The 15,991-nt window shown below is 36.2% G+C and carries 18 protein-coding genes, 1 riboswitch and 1 other annotated feature; of the genes, 7 read left to right on the top strand and 11 right to left on the bottom strand.

From position 1 onward, the window contains the following. Window positions 1-22 precede the first annotated feature (22 nt). Window positions 23-886, bottom strand: coding sequence for a LacI family DNA-binding transcriptional regulator (locus ACZDYH_RS02870; RefSeq protein ID WP_000201346.1), 864 nt, complete (start codon window positions 884-886; stop codon window positions 23-25). A 99-nt stretch (window positions 887-985) separates the two neighbouring features. After that, window positions 986-1,468, bottom strand: a complete 483-nt coding sequence (locus ACZDYH_RS02865; protein WP_088361862.1) for a GNAT family N-acetyltransferase — start codon at window positions 1,466-1,468, stop codon at window positions 986-988. A gap of 81 nt (window positions 1,469-1,549) precedes the next feature. On the opposite strand from ACZDYH_RS02865, the gene ACZDYH_RS02860 reads away from it, so the two are divergent. Further along, entirely contained in the window at window positions 1,550-2,476 is a 927-nt protein-coding gene (locus ACZDYH_RS02860) for an alpha/beta hydrolase (protein WP_000819234.1), read from the top strand. A 9-nt stretch (window positions 2,477-2,485) separates the two neighbouring features. Here ACZDYH_RS02860 and ACZDYH_RS02855 read toward each other — a convergent pair whose 3' ends face one another. Further along, window positions 2,486-2,731, bottom strand: a complete 246-nt coding sequence (locus ACZDYH_RS02855) for a DUF2552 family protein (protein WP_000360793.1) — start codon at window positions 2,729-2,731, stop codon at window positions 2,486-2,488. Between the two features lie 139 nt (window positions 2,732-2,870). On the opposite strand from ACZDYH_RS02855, the gene ACZDYH_RS02850 reads away from it, so the two are divergent. The 5 genes from ACZDYH_RS02850 (at window position 2,871) to ribH (ending at window position 7,141) form a co-directional block, all read left to right on the top strand. Continuing rightward, window positions 2,871-3,077: a CDGSH iron-sulfur domain-containing protein gene (locus tag ACZDYH_RS02850; protein WP_001151582.1), complete on the top strand. Its 207-nt coding sequence runs from the start codon at window positions 2,871-2,873 to the stop codon at window positions 3,075-3,077. Between the two features lie 190 nt (window positions 3,078-3,267). Then, window positions 3,268-3,411, top strand: a riboswitch (FMN riboswitch). A gap of 305 nt (window positions 3,412-3,716) precedes the next feature. Next, window positions 3,717-4,829 carry a bifunctional diaminohydroxyphosphoribosylaminopyrimidine deaminase/5-amino-6-(5-phosphoribosylamino)uracil reductase RibD gene (ribD, locus tag ACZDYH_RS02845; RefSeq protein WP_000131988.1) on the top strand — a complete coding sequence of 371 codons (1,113 nt, stop codon included), beginning with the start codon at window positions 3,717-3,719 and terminating at the stop codon, window positions 4,827-4,829. Next, window positions 4,811-5,455 carry a riboflavin synthase subunit alpha gene (gene ribE, locus ACZDYH_RS02840; RefSeq protein ID WP_000493900.1) on the top strand — a complete coding sequence of 215 codons (645 nt, stop codon included), beginning with the start codon at window positions 4,811-4,813 and terminating at the stop codon, window positions 5,453-5,455. The genes ribD and ribE overlap by 19 nt, the downstream gene beginning before the upstream one ends. A gap of 12 nt (window positions 5,456-5,467) precedes the next feature. Further along, a complete protein-coding gene (gene ribBA, locus ACZDYH_RS02835; RefSeq protein WP_006921466.1) occupies window positions 5,468-6,661 on the top strand; it encodes a bifunctional 3,4-dihydroxy-2-butanone 4-phosphate synthase/GTP cyclohydrolase II in 1,194 nt (397 codons plus the stop codon). A gap of 18 nt (window positions 6,662-6,679) precedes the next feature. Beyond that, complete coding sequence (gene ribH / locus ACZDYH_RS02830; protein ID WP_000230895.1) at window positions 6,680-7,141, top strand: 6,7-dimethyl-8-ribityllumazine synthase; 462 nt, start codon at window positions 6,680-6,682, stop codon at window positions 7,139-7,141. A 22-nt stretch (window positions 7,142-7,163) separates the two neighbouring features. On the opposite strand, the gene ACZDYH_RS02825 is transcribed toward ribH, so the two are convergent. From ACZDYH_RS02825 to ACZDYH_RS02790, 8 genes are all read right to left on the bottom strand, one after another. Next, window positions 7,164-7,484, bottom strand: coding sequence for a hypothetical protein (locus ACZDYH_RS02825; RefSeq protein WP_000280032.1), 321 nt, complete (start codon window positions 7,482-7,484; stop codon window positions 7,164-7,166). Between the two features lie 182 nt (window positions 7,485-7,666). Next, complete coding sequence (gene bioB / locus ACZDYH_RS02820; protein WP_000815856.1) at window positions 7,667-8,665, bottom strand: biotin synthase; 999 nt, start codon at window positions 8,663-8,665, stop codon at window positions 7,667-7,669. Between the two features lies 1 nt (window position 8,666). Further along, window positions 8,667-9,476 (bottom strand): malonyl-ACP O-methyltransferase BioC, encoded by an 810-nt coding sequence (bioC, locus tag ACZDYH_RS02815; protein WP_000608914.1) that lies wholly within the window; start codon window positions 9,474-9,476, stop codon window positions 8,667-8,669. Then, window positions 9,442-10,182: an alpha/beta fold hydrolase gene (locus ACZDYH_RS02810; RefSeq protein ID WP_001004172.1), complete on the bottom strand. Its 741-nt coding sequence runs from the start codon at window positions 10,180-10,182 to the stop codon at window positions 9,442-9,444. The genes bioC and ACZDYH_RS02810 overlap by 35 nt, the downstream gene beginning before the upstream one ends. Further along, window positions 10,179-11,366, bottom strand: a complete 1,188-nt coding sequence (gene bioF, locus ACZDYH_RS02805; protein ID WP_001077286.1) for an 8-amino-7-oxononanoate synthase — start codon at window positions 11,364-11,366, stop codon at window positions 10,179-10,181. Before bioF ends, ACZDYH_RS02810 begins: the two co-directional genes overlap by 4 nt. Next, window positions 11,332-12,060 (bottom strand): dethiobiotin synthase, encoded by a 729-nt coding sequence (bioD, locus tag ACZDYH_RS02800; RefSeq protein WP_088361861.1) that lies wholly within the window; start codon window positions 12,058-12,060, stop codon window positions 11,332-11,334. Before bioD ends, bioF begins: the two co-directional genes overlap by 35 nt. Next, window positions 12,060-13,493, bottom strand: a complete 1,434-nt coding sequence (gene bioA / locus ACZDYH_RS02795; RefSeq protein WP_142384833.1) for an adenosylmethionine--8-amino-7-oxononanoate transaminase — start codon at window positions 13,491-13,493, stop codon at window positions 12,060-12,062. The genes bioD and bioA overlap by 1 nt, the downstream gene beginning before the upstream one ends. 77 nt (window positions 13,494-13,570) lie before the next feature. Continuing rightward, window positions 13,571-13,927, bottom strand: coding sequence for a hypothetical protein (locus tag ACZDYH_RS02790; protein ID WP_000726902.1), 357 nt, complete (start codon window positions 13,925-13,927; stop codon window positions 13,571-13,573). A 143-nt stretch (window positions 13,928-14,070) separates the two neighbouring features. Then, window positions 14,071-14,291 (top strand) — a binding site (T-box leader). Between the two features lie 278 nt (window positions 14,292-14,569). Here ACZDYH_RS02790 and nhaC point away from each other — a divergent pair. Then, complete coding sequence (gene nhaC, locus ACZDYH_RS02785) at window positions 14,570-15,943, top strand: Na+/H+ antiporter NhaC (protein WP_000253716.1); 1,374 nt, start codon at window positions 14,570-14,572, stop codon at window positions 15,941-15,943. The last annotated feature ends 48 nt before the right edge of the window (window positions 15,944-15,991 follow it).

Here is a 15,991-nt window from a genome sequence, read left to right as displayed (position 1 = left end):
AGGTGCGTATAAAACGCACCTTTTACTTTTTTATTTTTCCTTTTAATTGTTGAAAAGCTACTTTTCCGTTATCTTTGACATAGCTTTCAATTGTCGGTAGTGATGAACCTATCCATTCACACTCTATACTCCCATTCGGTCCAACAATTTTTAATTTATCTGGTATATGTATATTTAGAAATCTCGCTGACCGAATTAACTCAATAGCAATCTGATCACTTGAGGCTACAATTCCATCTATATACGGATTGTTTTGCAATAATGTAATAAATTGTTTATTTGTATACCCTTGTACACATTCTTCTCGATAAGAGATTCCTTCATCCCAAACAGCGTCTAAAAACCCTGCTATATGATCTTCCATTTCTTCACTTTCTTCTCCCTCACCGAAATATGCAAGAAAATGACACCCTTTCTCTTTTAATAAAGAAACAGCTCTCTGTCCACTTTCATAATAATTTCCATGTGATTGTTGCTCATCGATCACAACAAACGGAAATGGAATTTCTCCTACACTTTTAAAAACTGCTCTCGTCAAAATAACACCTGCAATGTTATTTTGCTTCAGCATATGTATGTATCTATCTTTATTCTCTATATTACAAATAATGATTTGATAGCCTTCTTTATATGCTATTTCCTCAATACAATGTAGCAAAGTGATGTTTGATTGGTTACATAAATTATCTACAAGTAATGCAATTATCGTTGAATTCTCTTTAAATAGTGGCTTCGCTGCACTGTTTGGCCTATAACGTAATTCTTCAATTGCTTCCTTTACTTGTTTTACTGTGTCCTCATGAACGTATCCTTTTTCATTAATAACTCGTGAAACGGTTGCGACTGAAACACCTGCCAATTTTGCAACATCACGTATAGTTGCCACATCGTCACCCCTTAATATGGTAATAGATTACAATTTTACGGTAACCTAAATTACACTATCCGTCAAGATTAATAACTCACTTTTCTGAAAATTGTTACATCATTTCACTAAACGATACTCCAACTGAATTTCATGTAAAATTGGGATATTATCATATCCCATACGTGGAATTTCTTTCTTTATTTTTCGTGCCTCCTCTACCGCATTCACATATAAATTAGTCATTACAAAATTACGCTTTTGGTAAAATCGTAACGCATTCATATTATCATTTGTTGTAATAAGCCAAACCTGTCTGCACCGTTCTTCTTCTGCAACTTGTAATACACAATCCACAAGTTTCGTCCCTATTCCTTTTCTTTCTTCAAAGCTATCTAGCGATACAATTTCGCATATATTTCCGGTCACTTCATACGTTATAATTCCGATTATTCTGTCATCTGAGAGCGCAACAAATCCTGGCAACTCTTCTAACTGATGTCCCTTACCACGTGAAACCATCAATGAACTTCCCCAGTTCTCATACATGAACATTCGGATTGTTTCTTTCATCGCTGGCGTAATTTTTTGTATATGCAGCATTTCCTATTTCTCCCCTTTTATATCATTGTGATACAATATAAGTGTATCACATGTAACGGTATTTGGAGGATGAGGTAAAGTATGAAACGTTTTTTTGCAGCATTGTTTACTATACTAGGTGCAATAACTGCCCTTGGGATTTTCTTTACAAATAAAGTGATGTACTTAAAGAAAAAAACAGAGGAAGAAGTACTCGAAAGAGAAACGAAAAAACATTTTCGTATAGAGGATTTTGATGCTCTTCATAAAGAAGAAATTCATATCCCTTCACAATTCGGATACGACCTTCACGGATATTACATTCCTGCTGGTCATTCCACCAATAAGTTTATGGTTTTTTGCCACGGTGTAACTGTAAATAAAATAAACTCTGTAAAATATGCAAACTTATTCTTAAAAAGGGGATATAACGTCCTCATTTACGATCATCGTCGTCATGGTAAAACTGGCGGAAAAACAACAAGCTATGGATACTATGAAAAACATGATTTAAAATCCGTAGTTGACTGGCTAAAAAACCGTTTTGGCACCAATATTACACTTGGTATTCATGGTGAATCTATGGGAGCTGCAACACTTCTTCAATACGCAGGACTTGTAGAAGATGGTGCTGATTTCTATATTGCAGATTGTCCTTTCTCTGATTTTCACGGACAATTACAGCACCGTTTAAAGGTTGAATTCCATCTACCAAAATGGCCTTTATTACCTTTAGCAAACGCATTTTTAAAAGTTCGTGACGGTTATACAATTCGTGAAGTTTCACCAATCGACTGTATAAAAAACATTAACAATCCCGTTCTCTTTATTCATAGTAAAGATGACGACTATATTTTAGCTGATATGACAAAAGCGTTATATGAAGCGAAAGAAAATAATAAGCAGCTTTATATTGCAGAACACGGTGCACACGCTTGCTCTTATAACGAAAATAAAGAAGAGTACGAAGCAGCCGTCGATCAATTTTTAAACACATATGTGAAAGAAACAAAAAACAGGCTTGCATAAGCCTGTTTTTTATTGCGCTAAAACGTCTGTAACTTGTTCCATATTTTCAGAAATCCATTGCATTGCATCATCTAACGTTGGGAATTCTGTCGTTTGAAATGTTACTTCATCTTGAAGTAACCAAACATCCTTTGCCTCTTGCCCTACACCTGCAATGGACCAATGTAACAAACTATATGGATGATTATCATTCAAAAATGATGCCCACGTGCGCTCATTTGCAATGTTTCGTAATGTATGTAATTGTTTATCCATCTCTCGTCACCTTACTCTAGTCAGTTATGAAAACTATTATAACACTCTCTTCTTTCTCAAACAAAGTGCTCTTTTTATATTGTCAAGCACTTCCCTTGATTATATGATGAAATTAAGCGTTTGGGAAGGAGGGATAACGTTGGCAAAAGTACAAATTAAAGTAAATGATAATGGCTCTTTTCGCGTTACAGGGGACGTGGAATTAGTCGACTCACAAGGGAATGTATTCCCAGCAAAACCGGCATTTTCTTTATGCCGTTGTGGTTTATCAAAAAATATGCCTTATTGCGACGCTTCGCATAAAGGTAAATTCGAGTCTGTTGTTAGAGCACCAGAGGCAGAATAATTTTACATGTGACATGCACATTTTTTTGTGCATGTTTTTTCTTTTTAGCAACTCCGTTATATCCCTTCTCCTTACAACATTTCTAATACTTTTATTTCCATTCCAGCCTGCATATATTTTCACACAATTCTTCACATTCGAATATTTTTTACTAGCCTTTTATTTTTTTTGTGCTATAATTTGAGCAAACAGCATCCTTCGGGGTCGGGTGAAATTCCCAACCGGCGGTGATGAAGTGAAAACTTCTAAGTCCGTGACCCGTTTTCAACTCGAAAACGGTGGATCTAGTGAAACTCTAGGGCCGACAGTATAGTCTGGATGGGAGAAGGATATGTTTCTAGTTTTTTATATAGTGAATACACTTTTATTTCAGTATGCATATTTTTAAAGATTCATTTTGATTCTTTATATATGTTTAATTTTCTATACTTATTTTTTATACTGAAATAAAAAGAGACAACTAGCGTTTAAAAATTCGATATTTTGCTAGGTTTTTTCCTTATGCAGAAATATCAATTATCGTTAGGTTTCTTTCCTATGCTTTCGTATTCAAACTATATTTCTAGAAATCACGTCTCCCAAACCCCAAGGATATTAAATCCTTGGGGTTTTTTGATTTTTTTAGGAGAGGTGAAGAAAATGACAGATCAAGAATATATGAGGATTGCCCTGCAGTTAGCAGAAGGGACATCAGGACAAACAAGTCCAAATCCTATGGTTGGTGCTGTTGTTGTAAAAGATGGAAACATCGTTGGTATGGGGGCTCATTTACGAGCTGGTGAAGAACACGCAGAAGTTCATGCCCTTCAAATGGCTGGTCAGAACGCCAAAGACGCTACCGTTTATGTAACACTGGAACCGTGTAGCCACTTTGGAAAAACACCACCTTGTTGTGAATTGCTCATCGAAAAAGGAGTTAAGCGTGTTGTAATTGCTACTCTCGATTGTAATCCGCTCGTTTCTGGTAACGGAAAAAGAAGATTAGAGGAAGCTAGAATTGAAGTAACTACCGGTGTTCTTGAAGCAGAAGCAGTTTTATTAAATCGCTACTTTTTTCACTACATGAAAACGAAGCGCCCTTTTGTAACAATCAAAACAGCGATGAGCTTAGATGGAAAAACAGCAACTGTAACTGGTGAAAGTAAGTGGATTACAGGTGAAGAAGCACGTGCTGATGTTCACCAATATCGCCATACACATGATGCAATTCTTGTTGGAGTGAATACAGTTATAGCTGATAATCCTCATTTAACAACAAGAATTCCAAATGGTGGGAAACATCCTATTCGCGTTGTTTTAGATACCCATTTACGAACGCCACCATCTTCTCATGTTATAACAGATGGTTTAGCACCGACATGGATTATTGTCGGTAAGGATGTAAAGAAAGAGAAGATATCTTCTTATGAATCTAAAAATATAGCTATATTCCAAATGGAAACGAAGCATATAGAAATCGAGGACCTTCTTTCCTTTCTTGGAGAGAAACAAATTCTTTCTCTATTCGTTGAAGGTGGCCAATCGATTCATGCAAGTTTCTTAAAAACAAACAATTTTAATGAAATTGTAACCTATATAAGCCCGAAATTAATTGGTGGGAAAGATGCTCCTACTTTATTTGGAGGAAATGGTTTTTCAAAATTACAAGATGCGCTTTCCTTGAAAATTCAAGAGATGAAACAAATTGGTGATGATATAAAAATCGTTGCGAATGCCCGAAACGAGGTGACGAAATGTTTACAGGAATTGTAGAAGAATTAGGAACGATAGCAAACATGCAACAAAGCGGAGAAGCGATGAAATTAACGATTCATGCAAAGAAAATTTTATCAGATGTTCACTTAGGTGATAGTATCGCGGTTAACGGTATTTGCTTAACTGTAACAAACTTTACAACTACTTCATTTACAGTTGATGCAATGCCTGAAACGATGCAGTCGACATCACTTCGCATGCTTAAACCGCACTCTAAAGTAAATTTAGAGCGAGCAATGGCTGCAAACGGACGATTCGGTGGACATTTCGTTTCAGGACATATTGATGGAATCGGAACGATTTTAAATAAAAAACAACATTACAATGCCGTCTATTACAAAATAGCAATTTCTGATGACCTGCTGCGCTATTGTTTGCAGAAAGGGTCCATTGCTGTTGATGGAACGAGTTTAACGATATTTGATATAGACGAATCTTCCATAACGATTTCACTCATCCCGCACACAGTAAGCGAATCTGTCATTGGAGAAAAAAATGCCGGAGATATCGTAAACATTGAGTGTGACATGATTGGTAAATATATCGAACGCTTTATTACTAAACCTACAAAACGAGTAGGTTCAATGACCGAAAGCTTTTTACAAGAAAACGGATTTCTATAAGGGGGAAGCACAATGTTTCATCGTATTGAAGAAGCTCTAGAAGATTTAAAAAAAGGTAAAGTCGTTATCGTATGTGATGATGAAAACCGAGAAAATGAAGGCGATTTTATTGCTTTAGCAGAGTACATTACACCAGAAACAATTAATTTTATGATTACACATGGCCGTGGTCTCGTTTGTGTACCGATTACGGAAGGGTACGCAGAACGTCTACAATTAGAACCAATGGTATCTCATAATACAGATTCACATCATACTGCGTTTACAGTGAGCATTGACCATGTCTCTACAACAACAGGGATTAGCGCTCACGAACGTGCAACTACGATACAAGAATTGTTAAACCCCGCATCAAAAGGCGCTGATTTCAATCGACCTGGACATATCTTTCCATTAATTGCGAAAGAAGGCGGTGTCCTGCGTCGTGCAGGTCATACAGAAGCTGCTGTTGATTTAGCAAAGCTATGCGGTGCCGAACCAGCTGGAGTTATTTGCGAGATTATAAATGAGGACGGCACGATGGCACGTGTACCTGATTTAATAGAATGCGCAAAACAATTTGATATAAAAATGATTACAATAGAAGATTTAATTGCTTACCGCCGCCATCATGAAACACTTGTGACGAGAGAAGTGGAAATTACATTACCTACAGATTTCGGTACTTTCCACGCAATTGGCTATTCTAACTCATTAGATACGAAAGAACATATCGCACTTGTAAAAGGTGATATTTCAATAGGTGAACCGGTACTTGTGCGTGTTCATTCTGAATGCTTAACAGGAGATGTATTCGGTTCACATCGCTGCGATTGCGGACCACAACTCCATGCAGCACTTGCTCAAATTGAGCGTGAAGGAAAAGGTGTTCTTCTTTATATGAGACAAGAAGGAAGAGGCATTGGGCTTCTTAATAAGCTTCGTGCTTATAAATTACAAGAAGAAGGATTCGATACTGTAGAAGCAAATGAAAAACTCGGCTTCCCTGCTGATCTTCGTGATTACGGTATCGGAGCACAAATATTAAAAGATTTAGGTTTACAAAGTTTACGATTATTAACGAATAACCCAAGAAAAATTGCTGGCTTACAAGGTTACGATTTAGAAGTAGTCGAGCGTGTACCGTTGCAAATGCCAGCAAAAGAAGAGAATAAATCGTATTTACAAACGAAAGTAAACAAATTAGGACACTTACTAAACTTATAATTAAAGGAGAGATTTATTATGGTATTCGAAGGTCATTTAGTTGGTACAGGATTAAAAGTTGGAGTTGTTGTTGGACGTTTTAACGAATTTATTACAAGTAAGTTACTTGGCGGCGCTTTAGACGGATTAAAGCGTCACGGTGTAGAAGAAAATGATATTGATGTTGCTTGGGTTCCTGGTGCATTTGAAATTCCTTTAATTGCTAAAAAGATGGCTAGTAGCGGAAAGTATGATGCTGTTATTACATTAGGTACTGTAATCCGAGGTGCTACAACTCACTACGATTACGTTTGTAATGAAGTAGCAAAAGGTGTTGCGTCTTTATCACTACAAATGGACATCCCAGTTATTTTCGGCGTATTAACGACAGAAACAATTGAACAAGCGATTGAACGCGCAGGTACGAAAGCTGGTAATAAAGGATATGAATCAGCTGTTGCTGCAATTGAAATGGCTCACTTATCAAAACAATGGGCATAAAAAAAGAGGCTGCGGCCTCTTTTTATTTTTTCACCTTTTTTTGTACATCTTTTATTAATTCATTCATCGTTTTTCCTTCTGTTTTTATATGAAGAGCTTGTGCTGTTCTCCATACATTCTCTCTTTTTTTCGCTTCTTCTATAATAGTAATTTCTTTTCTAACTTCCTTTAAATCTTTTCCTTCCGTTTTCAATCCAAAATGTTCAGCTTTCGTTCGAAAGTGTTGTTCGATTCTTTGTTGCATCTCTTTTTGTTCAGGATTTTCAGCAGCCTTAACTGGATCAGAACTTATTGCTTTTATTAAAATTAAACAAGTCATAATCGCTAATATGTATTTGTACATGTAAAATCCTCCAACCCAATATAAATTACATATTTACTATGTACAACTAGGGCTTGGAAAATTCGTCCACAAAAATTCTTTTTTTCGTTCAAAAACCAATAGTAACAGGCGTTCACAACTATTTATTACATTTTATTTACAAAAAAAGCAAACCCTTTTACAAGTTTGCTTTTTCATCTATCTTATAATGCACACTCTTCAATCTCAAATCCTAAATCTGCAATCATACCCCAGTCTGCAGTCGGCTCTTGTCCAGCTGTCGTTAAGTAGTCCCCAACAAAAATAGAATTCGCTGCAAATAAACCGATTGGCTGTACAGAACGTAAATTGATTTCACGTCCTCCTGAAATACGAATTTCTTTTGTCGGGTTTACAAAACGCATCATTGCCAGTACTTTTAAACATTCTACTGGCGTTAACTCTTTTTGCCCTTCAAGAGGTGTCCCCTTTACAGCAACAAGGAAATTACAAGGGATAGAATCTGCATCTATACGTTGTAATTCAAATGCAATTTCAGCACGCTCTTCAATTGTTTCTCCCATGCCAAAAATCGCTCCAGAGCATGGGGAAATGCCCGCTTGTTTTGCTTTTTGAACTGTATCAACACGATCATCATACGTATGAGTTGAACAAATACTATCGTAATTATTTGCATGTGTATTTAAGTTGTGGTTATAACGGTGCACGCCTGCTTCCGCTAAACGTCCTGCTTGATCTTCATTTAAGAAACCTAAACAACAACAAATCTTCAAGTCTGTCGTTTCACGAATTTCCTTAACTGCTCCAATTACGTGATTTACCTCTTTATCCGTCGGACGACGACCAGACGCTACAATACAATATGTACCTGCTTTACGGCGTATTGCTTCATGTGCCCCTTCTACAATCTTCTCCTGCGTTAACCATGCATATTTATCAATCGGTGCTTCTGAAATAATAGACTGTGAGCAATATCCACAATCTTCAGGACATAATCCAGATTTCGTATTAATAATCATATTCAATTTTACTTTCTTACCAAAGTGATGATGGCGAATAATGTAAGCCGCATTCATAATTTCTAAAACTTCTGTATCATCAGCTTCTAATATCGCTATTGCATCTTCTTTTGTAATCATCTTCTCTTCCACTACGTCGTATGCAAGTTTTTTCCAATCCCTTTTTGTTTGTACTTGTTTCATTTCATCTCTTCCCCTCTTTTGTTATATGTATAAATAAAGCATGATACGTTGCCATTATCCCTTCATTTCCCGTGAAGTCTCTTTCGTATATGCGTAGCATCGCACGAAAGAGTGAGGGACTTTGACAATATGATCCTTCATTGCTATTAGTTGCTCCTACTTTTCGAATAGAATGCAGAAACTCCTTAACTTCTGTAAAACTCTCTATGTAACATGTTTCAGAAACATGCACATCTCCTGTTTCTATCTTACATATATGAAGCAACTGATCTTTTGAATAAAAACGTTGACCAATCGATGTTTCATTTTTTATATTTCTTTCTTCTTTCGCACGTTGGAACGAAGCATGCAATTCTTGAAATGTTTCATGTCCAAACGTTGAAAAGAGTAATATCCCATCTATAGACAAATGTTGAAATAAATTTCTTAACACTTGTTGTAAATTATTTAACCATTGAAATGTAGCATTTGAAATAATGACATCATATGATTCTTCTAATCGTAATCGCTCAATATCTTCACAGTGAAACGTTACATTTTTTACATTTTGTCTAGTTTGCGCAATCGCAATCATACTTTCAGCAAAATCAACTGCTGTAATATGTGATTTCGGAAATAACTTTGATAATTGCTCTGTTACATACCCCGTCCCGCATCCTAGTTCTAAAATACGTATTGATGCCGTTTCACTATATCGTTCCTTTAAGATTGAAAGTAATGAATGTGCCATCTTTTTTTGTACATTTGCATATCGATCGTAAGATACGGCTGCCCCATTAAACCGTTTTTGTAGTAACGTTTTGTTGATCATGTCGTATCCCCTCTACAAATTGAATTATTTCATTTGCGCAATATTCAAAATTCGTCACACATAATGCATGCCCTGCTTCACTTACTACTTTCAGCTCGCTGCTGCTATTTTCCGTCATACTACGTGCCGCAGACAATGGGCATATTACATCCTGTTCTCCGTGAATAAGTAGTATAGGTACTTTAATTTCTTTTAGTTCTTCTCTCATATCTGTTTCTATTAAATAATCTAAACCTAGTTGTAAAGACTGAATAGAATCACCTTTAAAACGGTCTACAATGTCTTCAAAGTTTTTATTCTCTTTTAGCTCATCTTTCGTAAACATATTTTCATAAAACCGCTTGAGCGTATCTTCTTTCCTTCTCGCCAAATTCCTTTTCAGCCGTTCTACATGCAAAGCATTCCATCCGTTACTGTAATCGCTCGTATTTGTAAATTTAGCAGTACCACCAATTAATACGATGCCTTTTGCCTGAATCTTTTTATAAGCTTCAACTGCTGCTAACGCTCCTAGTGACCATCCAACCAATATTACGTTGTCATTATGCGCTACATCTATAATTCGTTCCGCAAATTCACTTCGTTCTTTCACATTACGCCAATCTATGCATTGAACAGAATATCCTTTAAAATACGGAAGTACTAAATCCCAAATATTCTCTTCCATTCCCCATCCGGGGATAAAAATAATCTTTAGCTCATTCATACGAAAAGCTCCTCTTCTTTCGCAATGTGGATAATTCGGTCAATAGCCCATTTTAAATCAGCTATTGTATGTTGCGATGTAACTGCAAAGCGAATTCGAGAACTATGAACCGGCACAGTTGGCGGACGAATTGCAATAGCCGCAATCCCTGCCCCTTGCAACCTTTTACTAAACCGTAAAGCATGTTCATTTGAACCGACTACAATCGGTACAATATGAGTTGAACTATTCCCAATATCAAAACCAGCATCCCTTAATTTAGTTCTGAAGTATTCTCCGTTTGCTATAAGGTTCTCTCTTCTTTCGTTATCTTCTTTTACAATTTCAATTGCTTTTTGCACCGCTCCTAACGTACTTGGTGGTAAAGCTGTAGTAAAAATAAAGCTTCTCATCATATTTTGTAAATACTCTATATAAATTTCATCACCTGTCAAATACGCACCATAACACCCTAAAGCCTTGCTAAACGTCCCCATATGTATATCAATTTTTTGAGAAAGATTTTTTTCTATATGAGATAACCCAGCTCCGCCGATTCCATATATTCCACTCGCATGTGCTTCATCGACTATAATGATTGCCCCGTATTTCTCTTTCAGCTGTACTAAATCTCTCAAATACGCAGTATCACCGTCCATACTAAAAACGGTATCTGTTACGATTAATTTCCTTTTTTCAGGCGAAGCCATTTTCAACAACTTCTCTAAATGATCCAAATCATTATGACGATACCTTTTATGCTCTGCCCCGCTTAATATGATTCCATCAACAATACTTGCGTGATTTAACTTATCACTAAAAACAATATCGTGCCGAGAGGCTAAAGAAGATATGGCACCTATATTTGCCGTATACCCACTATTTACAATTAAAGCTCTTTCAGTACCTTTCCAGTCACATATGCTTCTCTCAACCTCTTCATATAATAGATGATTTCCTACAACGAGACGAGAGGCAGTCGCTCCAGTTCCATATCTTTTTGTACAGGCAATAGCAGCTTCTTTTAACCTTTCATCTCCAGCTAACCCTAAATAATTATTTGACGCTAAATTTAACATCCTTTTTTTATCTCGAATAAGCCAAGTCTCTTCTGCCTTCTCTGTTACATGCAAATCACGATACTGCCCTTGCTCATGTAATTGTTGTAATTTACATTGAAGGTGCGCCCGCCACGTTTGATTCATTTTGGATAAACTCCTCTAATTTTGAAATCATAATATGTTCTTTTGCAGATTCTAATACTTCTTCTTTCGTAAACTCACCTTCAAAGAATGGCAATAATCCTAAAACTGGTACCCCGCTCAGCTCTTCAATCATCTCTTTATTTTCTTTCACTCTTTCCATTTCACATTCTTTGCAACCTGATAAAATGACACCCGCTACGGTTAAACCATGCGCCTTTGCGTAAGCAATCGTTAACACTGTATGATTTACTGTTCCTAATGTAGGACGAGCTACTACAATAAGAGGCAACTGTAATTCTTTTGCAAAATCAATTACTAAAGCATCTTCTGTATATGGAACAGCAAGCCCACCTGCTCCTTCTACAAATAAGCTATTAAACTCTTTTAATAGTTCATTATAGTAATCAGTAATTTCTTTTAACTTTACTACTCTTCCAGCTCTTTTCATGGCAAGTCTCGGAGCAAGTGGTTCTTCAATAGAATAAGGGCAAATTTCATTTTCTTGTGTCGGTACACCTGATAATACTTTTAACCTTGCCGCATCTCCCTCAGGGTTTGATGCAACATGCCCACTTTGTAACGGTTTATACACCCCTACGTTATATCCTAATTCTCTAAATACACCTGCTATAGCACCTGCAACTACTGTTTTTCCAACTTCAGTATCAGTTGCTGTTATGAAAAAACCACTCATTATTCTCCCTCCGTAACATCCGAGATTGCCTTATATAAAATGCGTAACATATCATCAATCTCTTCAAAAGTAGAAGCAAGTGGTGGCATAAATACAATCGTGTTACCTAGCGGTCGTAAAATCATACCCAGCTCTCTTGAGCGTTTACATACTTGAACACCGACTCTCTCTGTCCAGTCAAACGCTTCTTTCGTTTCCTTATTCTTCACAAGCTCAATACCAACCATTAATCCGCACTGACGAATATCACCTACATGTTTATACGCAAAGAGCTTTTCTAATTGCGCTGCCACATAATCCGTTTTACGTGCCACTTCTTCTATTAAATTTGTTTTTTCATATAGTTCTAGATTCGCGATTGCTACGGCACACCCTAACGGATTGCCTGTGTAGCTATGTCCATGGAAAAATGTTTTTTGTTCTTCATATTCTCCTAAGAAGGCATTATATATTTCATCTGTCGTTACCGTAACTGCAATTGGTAAATATCCACCTGTTAAACCTTTCCCGGCAGTTAAAATGTCTGGCGTCACATTTTCATGTTCACAAGCAAACATTTTCCCTGTACGCCCAAATCCAGTCGCTACCTCATCTGTAATAAATAATACATTGTACTTAGTACATAAATCGCGCAGTCCTTTTAAATATCCTTTTGGCATTGTAATCATCCCGCCAGCACCTTGCATTAATGGCTCTACAATGATGGCAGCTACTTCTTCATGCTTTTCTTTCAACAATTCTTCCATTTCTTCTAAATGGCTTTTTACAATTTCCTCCTTATTATTTCCGTAAGGAGAACGATACGTATATGGATACGGCATTTTAATCGCATCAAATAAGAGCGAACTATACACTTGGTGAAACAAGTCTATTGCTCCTACCGAAACAGCTCCAATTGTATCACCGTGATATGCTTCTTTTAATGTAACGAATCTTTGTTTCTTTCGTTTCCCTTTATGCTGCCAATATTGGAAAGCCATCTTAATTGCAATTTCAACAGCGGTAGAACCTGAATCAGAATAGAATACCTTCTTCAATCCATCTGGTACAACCTCAATAATTTTTTCTGCTAATAAAATAGATGGAACGTTAGCAAGTCCTAACATAGTAGAATGAGCAATTTTATTTAATTGCTCACGAATTGCTTCATCTAATTCCGGTACTTGATGTCCGTGAACATTTAACCATATAGATGAAACACCATCCCAATATTCATTACCATTTACATCGTATAGCTTTCTTCCCTCTCCACGTTCAATAATGACAGGATCTTCTTCTAAATAATCTTTCATTTGTGTAAATGGGTGCCATACGTAAGCTTTATTTTTCTCTGCTAATTCTTCATATGTATAAGATGATTTTTCAATCGTTTTACTATTTATTGTCACAATTGTCACCCCTAATGTTAACTCGTTTATAAATATAGTTAACATTAAATCTGAATGACTGTCAATTATTTTAAAATCAAATAGTTCTTAAAAAAGAACAACTTATCATACGATAAGTTGTTCTACTTTCCATGCTGTATCTTTCCAATTTCTAAAATAATTTCTTCATCTTTTTTCCCCTCTGTATCAATTCCAAGTTGCTTAGCGTGCTCAATTAATAAATCATGACGCTTCTCAAACCTAGCGGTATTTACTTCTTTCGTAACCTCTTCTTTTGTTTTCCCCTCAGTAGAAACTCCTAGTTTCTCTGCTGCTTTTTCCATTGATTTCTTCTCTTCTATTTCTTTTACTTTCTTCACTTCTGACTGTTGTATTTGCTTTTGTTTCAACTGCTCTGATTCAGCCGCAAAAGCTGTGTAAATTCCAGCACTTCCTCCAATAACTAATAAAGTGGTAAAAAGAATTATTTTTTTCTTCACTCTTTCCTCCCCCTTTCAAATTCATTATAACGTACATTTTTACAGCGTTAAAAACAATTATCCTTTATTTCCCTAAAAAAACATTTAATATTTTTATTGACATGTAAGATGAAAATATGATAAAAATTTAACTAACATCATATGAATCGGCGTTGATAGGATTTAGTAGTATTTCGATTTCTGATTTCAGAGAGCTGGTGGTCGGTGCGAACCAGTACAGAGCGAATTATGAATTACCCCCTGGAGCTTCTTTTACGAAACGTGAGGAGTAGTGAAAGACGGTTATAGACCGTTATGTCTAAAGAGTGGTGAAACGACACTGTTTCACAATTTAGGGTGGTACCGCGAATTTTTCGTCCCTGCATATATTGCAGGGGCGTTTTTTATTTTATAAGCGCATATCATATGACCCTTTATTTTGTGATACATTCATTTCACAAGCTAGGGTGGTACCGCGATTTCTTCGTCCCTGCATAATTATATGCAGGGACGTTTTTTTATCCAATCATTTCCGCATCATATAGAAGAACTAACAATTACCGGTAATTTGTCACAAAATTCTAAATTTTAGAAGGAAATATACAATATTGGCGAATTTTATATAAAAAAGAGCTATTTCACATTACTTAGGAGGGGAAAACAATGGTTTCAAAAATTGAGTCTGTTCTTTTAACAATTTTTATCTTTTTCTGCATTGGCTTTAGTGTTATCAAATTAGAAGTTTCACCACACATCCCGATTTTATTTGGCATCGTTCTTTTATTAGCGTTTGGATTTATGAAAAAAATTGATTGGTCTACTATGGAAAAAGGAATGATAAGTAGTATTTCAGCTGGTATTCCATCTATATTTATTTTCTTACTTGTAGGCGTATTAATTAGCATTTGGATCGCAGCTGGAACTATTCCAACTTTAATGGTATACGGCTTCCAACTTGTATCTCCAAAAATTTTCGTTCCAACTGTTTTTGTTGTTTGTGCAATTGTTGGAACGAGTATCGGTAGTGCATTTACAACTGCTGCAACTGTAGGACTTGCCTTTATGGGAATGGGTACTGCCCTTGGATACGATCCAGCTCTTATTGCTGGTGCAATTATTTCTGGTGCATTCTTCGGAGATAAAATGTCTCCTTTATCTGATACAACAAACTTAGCGCCTGCTGTAACAGGTGTAGATTTATTTGAACATATTCGTAACATGCTTTGGACAACAGTGCCAGCTTTCATTATTGCTTTTATCGCATTTTTCATTTTAGGAAGCGGATCTGGTGGAAACGTTGATTTCTCAGCATTTATTAACACACTAGAAAAAAATGCAACGATTTCTATCGTTACACTGATTCCTATTTTATTACTGTTCCTATTCGCATTTAAAAAGGTACCCGCAGTTCCAACATTACTTGCAGGAATTGTGGTAGGGATTATTATTCTCTTTATTTTTAAACCTAGCACTTCTTTAGCTGATTTAATAAAAATTATGCAAGACGGTTACGTTTCTAAAACTGGTATCAAAGACATTGACAGCTTATTATCTCGCGGTGGCCTGCAAAGTATGATGATGTCAATTGCTCTTATTTTCCTAGCTCTTTGTATGGGAGGATTATTACAAGGAATGGGTATTATAGCGCAGCTGATGAATATTATCTCTAGCTTCGTAAAAACTAGTACACGCTTAATTATTTCTACTGCTTCAACTGCAATTGGTGTAAACTTCTTACTTGGTGAGCAATACTTATCTATCGTTTTAACAGGACAAGCATTCGCTAATAAATACGATGAAGTCGGTTTAGAACGTCGTAATTTATCACGAGTATTAGAAGATGCTGGTACAGTAATTAATCCACTCGTACCATGGGGTGTAAGTGGCGTATTCTTAACAAACGTTCTTAGCGTTCCAACATTCGATTACCTGCCATACGCAATCTTCTGTTTAGCATGTCCAGTCGTAACCATTATCGTCGGCTTTACTGGATTCGGTCTTTCATGGAAAAAAGAAAAAGCAGTACCAGTTTCATAATATAATAAAAAGGATTACCAAATCGGTAATCCTTTTTATATTTCTCGA

The sequence above is a fragment of the Bacillus sp. EB V-12 genome, assembly GCF_056158125.1.
This window is presented reverse-complemented; position numbering and strand designations above follow the sequence as displayed.